This is a genomic window from Lentilitoribacter sp. Alg239-R112 (assembly GCF_900537175.1).
Taxonomy (GTDB): Bacteria; Pseudomonadota; Alphaproteobacteria; order Rhizobiales; family Rhizobiaceae; genus Lentilitoribacter.
The window spans coordinates 733,628-742,944 of the sequence record NZ_LS999834.1 but is presented as its reverse complement, the minus strand read 5'-3'; the positions used below and the strand labels follow the sequence as shown (position 1 = coordinate 742,944).

Annotated in this window: 7 protein-coding genes; 5 read left to right on the top strand and 2 right to left on the bottom strand. The window is 44.4% G+C overall.

Going from position 1 to position 9,317, the window contains the following annotated elements:
* The 4 genes from G3W54_RS16810 to G3W54_RS16795 all read left to right on the top strand — a co-directional run.
* The coding region (locus tag G3W54_RS16810) for a type II secretion system F family protein (protein WP_162654414.1) at positions 1-660 on the top strand (660 nt) is incomplete at its 5' end.
* Positions 661-677: 17 nt separating this feature from the next.
* The gene (locus G3W54_RS16805; RefSeq protein ID WP_162654413.1) at positions 678-1,658 is read left to right on the top strand and encodes a type II secretion system F family protein; all 981 of its coding nucleotides are present in this window, start codon (positions 678-680) and stop codon (positions 1,656-1,658) included.
* A gap of 90 nt (positions 1,659-1,748) precedes the next feature.
* Positions 1,749-3,317 (top strand): glutamine-hydrolyzing GMP synthase, encoded by a 1,569-nt coding sequence (gene guaA / locus G3W54_RS16800; protein ID WP_162654412.1) that lies wholly within the window; start codon positions 1,749-1,751, stop codon positions 3,315-3,317.
* 76 nt (positions 3,318-3,393) lie between these two features.
* Positions 3,394-3,603 carry an alkylphosphonate utilization protein gene (locus tag G3W54_RS16795; RefSeq protein WP_162654411.1) on the top strand — a complete coding sequence of 70 codons (210 nt, stop codon included), beginning with the start codon at positions 3,394-3,396 and terminating at the stop codon, positions 3,601-3,603.
* A 14-nt stretch (positions 3,604-3,617) separates the two neighbouring features.
* Here the strand turns inward: G3W54_RS16795 and xseA are convergent, their stop codons facing one another.
* On the bottom strand, positions 3,618-5,201 hold the full coding sequence (xseA, locus tag G3W54_RS16790) for an exodeoxyribonuclease VII large subunit (RefSeq protein WP_162654410.1): 1,584 nt from the start codon (positions 5,199-5,201) through the stop codon (positions 3,618-3,620).
* A 43-nt stretch (positions 5,202-5,244) separates the two neighbouring features.
* Positions 5,245-7,677: a DNA topoisomerase (ATP-hydrolyzing) subunit B gene (gene gyrB / locus G3W54_RS16785; RefSeq protein ID WP_162654409.1), complete on the bottom strand. Its 2,433-nt coding sequence runs from the start codon at positions 7,675-7,677 to the stop codon at positions 5,245-5,247.
* Between the two features lie 200 nt (positions 7,678-7,877).
* On the opposite strand from gyrB, the gene G3W54_RS16780 reads away from it, so the two are divergent.
* Positions 7,878-9,269 (top strand): cytochrome P450, encoded by a 1,392-nt coding sequence (locus G3W54_RS16780; RefSeq protein WP_162654408.1) that lies wholly within the window; start codon positions 7,878-7,880, stop codon positions 9,267-9,269.
* The last annotated feature ends 48 nt before the right edge of the window (positions 9,270-9,317 follow it).

The following is a 9,317-nucleotide window of genomic DNA, read 5'->3' as shown; positions in this document are numbered from 1 at the left end:
GTGTATAAGAGACRGGTTACATACTTTCTAAGTCAAAACCCACTCGTATCAATGGGGGTTTTATTCGTATCTGCAGCCGGAGTTCCGCTTTGGATCGTTTCTTTTTTGCGAAAGCGAAGATTTAAAGCATTTTTGGAAGAACTACCGAATTCGCTAGATGTAATGGTCCGGTCCATCAAGTCCGGTCTTCCTCTCAATGACGCAATCAGATTGATTTCCTCTGAGGCCGCTGAGCCTGTGAAATCTGAGTTTTTAAAGATTGTTGAAGCGCAACAGGTTGGGATGAGTGTTCCAGAMGCCTGCAGTAGAATGTATGAACGCATTCCGGTGCCAGAGGTGAATTTTTTTGCTGTTGTTATTAATATTCAAGCACAGGCCGGCGGCAACGTATCTGAGGCTCTTGACAATTTATCGAGCGTTCTGCGCGCACGAAAAACGTTGAACGCTAAAGTAAAAGCGTTGCCGATGGAGGCAAAAGCATCCGCGGTTATTATCGGTGCTCTGCCATTTATTGTTGGTTTTCTGGTTTTTCTTTCTTCACGTGATTACATTATGATTTTGTTTACTGACCAACGCGGACACCTAATTATGGGTGTGTCGTTGGTTTGGATGACAATCGGCGTGTTGGTTATGCGCAAGATGATTGATTTTGAAGTTTAGGTTTTGAAAGTAACAAAATGATTGCAACTCTTACCGACCCTCAATTCCTGATTCCGCTGCTTGTCGCGGTCGCAGTTTTTGCGACCTGTGTGACTTTGGCAATGCCGTTTCTTGAAAAAAGCGATACCGCCGCACGTATGAAATCTGTCGCATTGGAGCGAGATGAGATCCGTGCGCGCGAGCGTGCACGCATGCAATCAGAAAATGCTGCAAAGAATCAGAAGGTGGCGTTACGGAAAGAAAATAATAAGTCGGCTGGACGTCTTGTTGATCAATTAAATTTGCGTAAAGCTCTCGCAGATGAAAATACCACTAGAAAATTGCATTCAGCGGGATACAGAACCCAAAATGCTCTAAATCTTTTTCTTGCAGCTCGTGTTATTTTTCCGATTGTGTTCTTAATTCTAAGCTTAACCTACGTGTTTGTGCTTGATGGAATCCCGGAACAGACTACCGGAATAAAAATCTTTGTCGTCATAGTCTGTACTTATCTAGGTTTTTACCTGCCAGTGATATTTATAAGCAATCAAATTGGTAAGCGTAAAACGTCCATTCAAAAAGCGTGGCCGGATTCGCTCGATCTGATGTTGATTTGCGTAGAATCTGGTGTCTCTATTGAGCATGCGATGAAGCGGGCAGCACAGGAAATTGCTGAACAATCGCCAGAGCTGGCTGAAGAATTTGTTTTAACAACAGCAGAACTCTCGTATCTTCAGGATCGGCGTGTAGCGTTTGAAAATCTTGGAAGACGAACTGATCTAGATATTGTTCAAGCGGTTTGCCAATCACTTATACAGTCTGAGAAATATGGTACACCAGTTGCACAGGCTCTGCGTGTCTTGGCACAGGAAAGTAGAGATATGAGAATGGCGCGTGCTGAGGAAAAAGCTGCCGCCCTTCCACCAAAACTTACCGTGCCGATGATCTTATTCTTTTTGCCTGTACTTTTCGGTGTTGTTTTGGGCCCTGCTGCCATTCAGGTTATGGATCGCTTTTAGACGCATCAAATTGCATAAATCACGTTGAAGATACCATATATGGTGTGAAGGGTACTTGCGCTTAACTCGCTATTCTCGTATCTCCGTTTTATGAGCGATAATTCTTCTTCTTCAAACAGTGTTTTAATCATTGATTTCGGTTCGCAGGTAACTCAGTTGATCGCACGTCGTGTGCGAGAAACAGGTGTTTACTGCGAAATAGTTCCTTTCCAGTCAGCAGATGAAGGCTTTAAACGAATAAAGCCAGGCGCGATTATATTCTCCGGCGGACCAGCGTCTGTTCCAGAGGAAAATTCGCCGCGTGCACCGCAGGCGGTTTTTGATTCAGGTCTTCCAATTCTTGCGATCTGCTATGGACAACAGACTTTATGTGCACAACTAGGCGGCAAGGTTGAAGGTGGTCACCATCGAGAATTTGGACGGGCTGATATTGAGATTTTGAAACCTAGTCCATTATTTGAAGGTATCTGGAATGTTGGCGAGCAATATCCCGTCTGGATGAGCCACGGTGATAGAGTAACGGAACTACCGGAAGGCTTCGAGGTTGTTGCGACTTCACCGAATGCGCCTTGTGCAATTGCAGTTAATGAAGAGCGTAAATATTATACGACAATGTTTCACCCAGAGGTCGTGCACACACCAGATGGTGGGAAACTACTGGCTAATTTTGTTTTAAATATTGCGGGTCTTCAAGGCGATTGGAATATGTCTGCATATCGGGATCGCGCGGTTACGGCGATTCGCGAACAAGTTGGTGATAAAAAAGTTATCTGCGCATTGTCTGGTGGTGTAGATTCTTCCGTTGCTGCTTTGCTTATCCATGAGGCAATTGGTTCGCAGTTAACATGCATCTTGGTTGATCATGGCCTAATGCGCAAGAATGAAGCCAAAGATGTTGTTGATATGTTTAGTCAGCATTATCCCGATTTAAAGCTTCTCCACTGCGATGCATCAGAAACCTTTATTTCTGAACTAGAGGGTGAGGCTGATCCTGAAACTAAACGCAAGATAATTGGGCGATTATTTATTGAGCTATTTGAGGCTGAAGCTAAAAAGTTGGGCGGAGCAGACTTCCTGGCTCAAGGTACACTTTACCCGGACGTGATTGAGAGCGTATCATTCAGCGGTGGGCCTTCTGTCACAATTAAATCTCATCACAATGTGGGTGGTCTGCCTGACCGTATGAATATGCAATTGGTCGAACCTTTACGTGAATTATTCAAAGACGAGGTGCGTGCACTTGGTCTTGAGCTTGGTCTGCCGCAATCATTCATTGGTCGCCATCCGTTCCCTGGCCCTGGACTTGCAATCAGATGTCCCGGTGGTGTTACGCGTGAGAAGCTTGAAATTTTGCGAGAAGCGGATGCCATTTATCTGGATGAGATTCGCAAGGCCGGTCTTTATGACAAGATTTGGCAGGCGTTTGCGGTTCTTTTACCGGTTCAAACAGTGGGTGTCATGGGAGATGGCCGAACTTATGAATCCGTTTGCGCACTTCGCGCTGTCACATCTGTTGATGGTATGACAGCTGATTTCTATCACTATGATATGGAATTTTTAGGTCGTGCAGCGACACGCATCATTAATGAAATCCGCGGCATAAACCGTGTTGTTTATGATGTGACATCCAAGCCTCCAGGCACCATTGAGTGGGAATAAATATTGCCCGTGATGGGCTTGTGAAACATCGTAGAATTTGTACGCATTAACGAAAAGTTGGAAAGACAGTAACTCCGTGACCACTAAAGATACAAATGGCAAAGAACTTGATGACGGAAATACAGTTCAAGTCATTAAAGACCTGAAAGTTAAAGGGACGTCAACGACGCTTAAACGCGGTACGACATTTAAAAATATCAGATTGACGTCAAATGAAGGTCAAGTTGAATGTCGACAAGGCAAGTCCACAATAGTGCTCAAAACCGAGTTTTTGAAGAAAATGTAATTGCAGACGGAAACTTAAAAAAGTGAACCTTGATCTTTAGCTGCATCTTTTGGTTTGGTTGACTTTTTATGTTTTACCGGTGCTTTGATCTCTGGTTCAGGTGCGTCACCGGTTTCTACTACATTAATCATACTATCTGAAAATTCGATTGATAGATGTTGTTGTGCTGTAACAGCTTGAGCAAGAGTAACGGGTTTCTCGTTTACATCACGTATAATTGCAAATCCACGATTCAGAACATTTTTATAGGCGAGAGATTGTAACACGCGGTTTTGAGCAGAAAGTTGTTGACGGCCATTTACGATCTGTCGGTTTATAGCGCCATTTGCGCGCAACCGTGATTGCTCTATTTGACTACGAGATTGTGAGATACGCTGAATTATTTGCTGTGGCACAGGTGAAAGTGCCTGACTCATACGTGCAATTTGAGTTATTTTTTGTTCTTTTATACGATCCCAATTTACCTTAAGCGCTCGCGTATTTTGCATCAATCTTGCTGTTCGGTCTTGTAGAGAAGCCTGTAGAGAAATGGGTGTAAGGCGAGCAGATGGCGTTTCCAATGCTCTTCGCTTATTCACTACATTCAAATCAACTGCTTTACCCAAAAGATTACTAGCTTCGTCAATCCGGCGGCGAGGCAGAGCAAGTAGATTATCAAGAGATGGAATGCCGCGCGACAGTGCTTGAAAATTCTGTCTGCGTTGATCAATGACCCGCGTACTTGCCGATGATAGGCGCGCATTAAGATTGGCTATCATGGCGTCGAGTTCTGCCTTTACTGGCACAGCCATTTCAGCTGCCCCAGTTGGTGTTGGCGCTCTTTTATCCGCAACTAAATCGAGTAATGTCCAGTCTGTTTCATGACCTACTGCGGAGATAAGCGGGATATCGGAGTTTGCTGCGGCACGCACTACGGCTTCGTCATTAAACCCCCAAAGGTCCTCTAAACTTCCACCACCTCGTGCGACAATGATAAGCTCAGGCTTGTTAATCTGCGAGTTGGCATCCAGTGCATTAAACCCGTCGATAGCTCGCGCAACTTCATCTCCACTCGTATCTCCTTGTACACGAACAGGCCAGATGATGACCTGTACTGGAAAGCGATCAGAAATTCGATGTAATATGTCTCTGATAACTGCCCCGGTGGGGGATGTCACAACGCCAATAACTTTTGGCATATAGGGAAGTAGTTGCTTTCTTGCTTCTTCAAATAAACCTTCTGTAGCAAGCTTCTTTTTACGTTCTTCTAGCAATGCCATGAGCGCACCAGCTCCGGCAGGTTCAAGCTGTTCTATAACGATCTGGTACTTTGATGAGCCCGGGTAAGTTGTCACTTTACCAGTGGCGATCATTTCCATGCCTTCTTCGGGCTTGAATTTTAGGCGATTATAAACACCCTTCCACACCACGGCATCCATGCGTGCGCGTTCATCTTTAATCGAAAAATAGGCGTGCCCTGATGAATGAGGCCCTCGAAATCCTGAAATTTCTCCGCGCACCCTTACATGCGAAAACGCACCTTCAACAGTCCGTTTGATGGAACCAGATAATTCCGTGACGGTATATTCTGAAAGATTTGACGTCGGTTCTCTGCTCATTACCTATCCTATTTTATAAGAGACGAGCCTGCAATGAGAACAACTAGAAATCTAAGTTGGCAACACTGAGTGCATTGTCCTGAATAAACTCACGACGTGGTTCAACTTCATCACCCATAAGACGAGAGAAGAGATCATCAGCATTTACAGCGTCACTGATTTTGACCTGTAGTAGCGAACGCACATTCGGATCCAAAGTTGTTTCCCAAAGTTGATCTGCATTCATTTCACCAAGGCCTTTATAGCGCTGGATATCAGTTAATCCCTTACGGCCAACCGCAAAGACGGCGTCAAGCAGAGCGCGAGGCCCACCCACTGTTTCAGTCACAGACTTGCGGTTTAGCACAGCCTGTCCTTTGTAGACATCACTCAGTTTAGTTTGCAATTGGTGTATAGCTTGTGCATCTTGGCTCGCAATGAGTGCTGAATCCAGAAGAGAGACTTCGGCCACGCCACGCACCATACGTTCAAGCAGTAATCCACCATTTTCAGTCACTTTACCTGTCCATGAACGTTCGGTTTCCTCAGAAACCATATTCATTCGCTCAGCCACATTTGCAGCAAGTTCATTGGCCCGTGTTGGGTCGGCATAGGCTTCCACAGACATTGCACCAGCAATGGCTGCTTGTTCAACAGATGACCTGTCGTAACGAGAATGAAGTCCATCAAGCAATGCGCGCAATCGTAATGCATCATCGACAACTGAACGCAAATCAAGCCCTGCACGCACCTCACCGTTTGATAGTTCTAACGTGGCTTCTTCCAAGCCTGATGTAATGAGGTAGTCTTCCAGTGCTGCCTGATCTTTTAAGTAACGCGAGGATTTACCACGAGAAACTTTATATAAAGGCGGTTGAGCAATATAAAGGTGCCCGCGCTCAATTAATTCCGGCATTTGCCGGAAGAAAAATGTCAGTAGCAACGTTCTAATGTGTGCGCCATCCACATCCGCATCGGTCATAATGATGATTTTGTGATAACGTAACTTATCAGCATTAAACTCGTCTTTGCCAATCCCAGTGCCAAGAGCTGTGATAAGTGTACCGATCTCTTGTGAACTTAGCATTTTATCAAAGCGGGCACGTTCCACATTCAGAATTTTACCGCGAAGAGGTAAGATTGCCTGGTTATCACGAGAACGACCTTGTTTTGCAGACCCGCCAGCAGAATCACCCTCCACCAAGAAGACTTCAGATTTTTCAGGATCTCGTTCCGAGCAATCAGCTAATTTGCCGGGTAAGGATGCGATATCCAAAACACCTTTGCGTCGTGTTAGTTCTCGTGCTCTGCGTGCGGCTTCACGCGCAGCAGCTGCTTCGCATACTTTGCCAACTAATATTTTTGCTTCGTGTGGGTGCTCCTCCAGCCATTGGCCCAGTGCCTGGTTTACTAAACCTTCAACAGCAGGACGAACTTCAGAAGATACAAGCTTGTCTTTCGTTTGTGATGAAAATTTTGGATCAGGCACTTTCACAGATAAAACGGCGGTTAGTCCTTCTCGGCAATCATCACCGGTTAAAGAAACTTTTTGCTTTTTAGTTAAACCGGATTTATCGGCGTAACTTGTTACCTGACGTGTTAGTGCTCCACGGAAGCCGGCCATATGTGTTCCGCCATCCCGTTGTGGAATATTGTTTGTGAAACAAAGCACATTTTCATGATAGCTTTCATTCCACCACATAGCGACTTCAACTGTAATGCCATCTTTTTCGTTTGAGATGACGATTGGATCATCGACTAATGGTTTTTTTGTTCTATCAAGATAGCGAACAAATGCTTCCAGTCCACCTTCATAGAATAATTCATCTGAACGAACGTCTGAGTGCCGGTTATCTGTTAAAAGAATACGAACACCTGAATTCAAAAATGCGAGCTCACGTAAACGATTCTCAAGTGTTTCATATTTGAAGTCCGTCATTGTGAAGGTTTCTGTAGATGGTAGAAATGAAACTTCGGTACCTGAACGTCCTTCATATGTCCCTGTTTGACTAAGAGGTGCATCAGGAACCCCGTGAGTGAAGTTCATTTCATGTACTTCATCATCACGGCGAATAGTCAGCTTAAGCCATACGGACAGCGCGTTTACCACTGACACGCCCACACCATGAAGCCCACCAGAAACTTTATAAGAATTCTGATCAAATTTACCACCTGCATGTAGCTGTGTCATAATCAGCTCAGCGGCTGAAACACCTTCTTCACCGTGGATACCAGTTGGAATGCCGCGACCATTATCGGACACAGTTACTGAACCATCGTTGTTAAGGGTAACGGTAACAATATCTGCATGCCCGGCGAGCGCTTCATCAATTGCATTATCAACAACTTCGTAAACCATATGATGCAGACCTGAGCCATCATCAGTATCACCGATATACATTCCCGGGCGTTTTCGAACTGCATCGAGGCCTTTTAAAACTTTGATGGAATCGGCGCTATAATCACCATTATTATTTTCAGTATTTTCGTCGCTCATATAATTATAATCTGCTCGAGTAAAATCTTTAGGTCCACACACGAATCATGCGCGTATTAAGCATATATTATATAGTGTTTGATGGTTCAAAAACCAAATTTTGAACACGGTTTCGACAGGTTTTTTTGATATTATTGTGTATAGTTCTGATGTAAATAATGTCAGTTCCGGCGATGTCATAAATTTGAGGACAAAAGATCATGAAAATTGACGAGAATTTAAGTGATTTCGAACCCCCGGCACCCATCCCAAGAACAACAATTCCGTCTATTTTTGAGGTTATTAAATCAACACTTACCAACCCATTGGAGGTTTGGGGACAGCCTTCATATACCTTGCCTTGGATTAAAACGAAGTTTCTAAATGAACGAATGCTCATTGTTAACGATCCTGACTTCATCCATTATGTGCTGGTGGAGAATGCAAAAAACTATCGTATGGCAACTGTTAGGCAATTGATTTTGCGTCCGATTCTGCGAGATGGTCTTTTAACAGCGGAAGGTGATGTCTGGAAACGCTCGCGGAAGTCTGTAGCACCTGTTTTTGCGCCGCGCCATGCTAAAGGCTTTGCTGATCTTATGCATAAGCGCGCAAAAGAATATGTGAAAAAATATGAACAGATTAAAGAAACAGATCTTGCTGTTGATATGACTGAACTCACCTATGAGATATTGGCCGAAACATTATTTTCAAATGATATTGCGTCCGATAAAGCTGACTTGGCTCAGGATGTCGAAAAACTTCTGCATACAATGGGACGAGTTGATCCGCTTGATCTTATTAAAACGCCCAAATGGGTGCCTCGCTTCCGCCGCCTTCTTGGATTTCCGATCATGCGGAAATTTAGAAAAATTGTTTCAGACACCGCCGGAAAACGGCTTGCTTTGATGGAGGATGGAACCGCTGATATCCCCGATGATTTTCTGACATTGTTATTACGTCAGCTCGGACCGGAAGGTCTGAAACGTAAGGAAATAGAAGATAATATCATAACATTCATAGGGGCAGGGCATGAAACCACAGCTAGAGCGCTCGCTTGGACGCTATATTGCGTCGCAAACTCATGTAAATACCGAAATTTGATGGAAGCTGAGGCCGACAAGGTTCACAATGAGAATATAGATCCTGTTGACTGGCCGGAGCACATGCCTTGGACCCGTGCAGCTTTTGAAGAAGCAATGCGTTTATATCCACCTGCGCCCTCAATAAACCGAGCGGCGCTCGCCGATGATAAATGGGTTTCCCACGACGGAAAAAATGTGACGATTGAGAAAGATACGACGGTGCTAATCATGCCATGGACGCTTCATCGTCACGAGAAATTATGGGAAAAACCAAGGGTCTTTCGTCCTGAACGGTTTTTGCCAGAAAACAAGGCTAAACTTCATCGTTTTCAATATCTCCCATTCGGCGCAGGACCTCGCGTTTGTATCGGTGCAACATTTGCGCTGCAAGAAGCAATTATTGCTCTGGGAGTTTTGATGAAGAGCTATCGGTTCCATTGTCCGGATACAACTAAACCATGGCCGGTCCAAAAACTTACAGTACAACCTGCTGGAGGTCTAAGGATGAGTGTTTCAAAGCGAGAATAAGATTGTTTCTAAAAAGGAAATAATCTTATTCTTTATATGTTAATTGAC

Excerpts from the sequence above, each read along its gene's own strand:
- G3W54_RS16805 (WP_162654413.1), top strand. The coding sequence starts at position 678 with ATGATTGCAACTCTTACCGACCCTCAATTCCTGATTCCGCTGCTTGTC.
- guaA (WP_162654412.1), top strand. The coding sequence starts at position 1,749 with ATGAGCGATAATTCTTCTTCTTCAAACAGTGTTTTAATCATTGATTTC.
- xseA (WP_162654410.1), bottom strand. The coding sequence starts at position 5,201 with ATGAGCAGAGAACCGACGTCAAATCTTTCAGAATATACCGTCACGGAA.
- gyrB (WP_162654409.1), bottom strand. The coding sequence starts at position 7,677 with ATGAGCGACGAAAATACTGAAAATAATAATGGTGATTATAGCGCCGAT.
- G3W54_RS16780 (WP_162654408.1), top strand. The coding sequence starts at position 7,878 with ATGAAAATTGACGAGAATTTAAGTGATTTCGAACCCCCGGCACCCATC.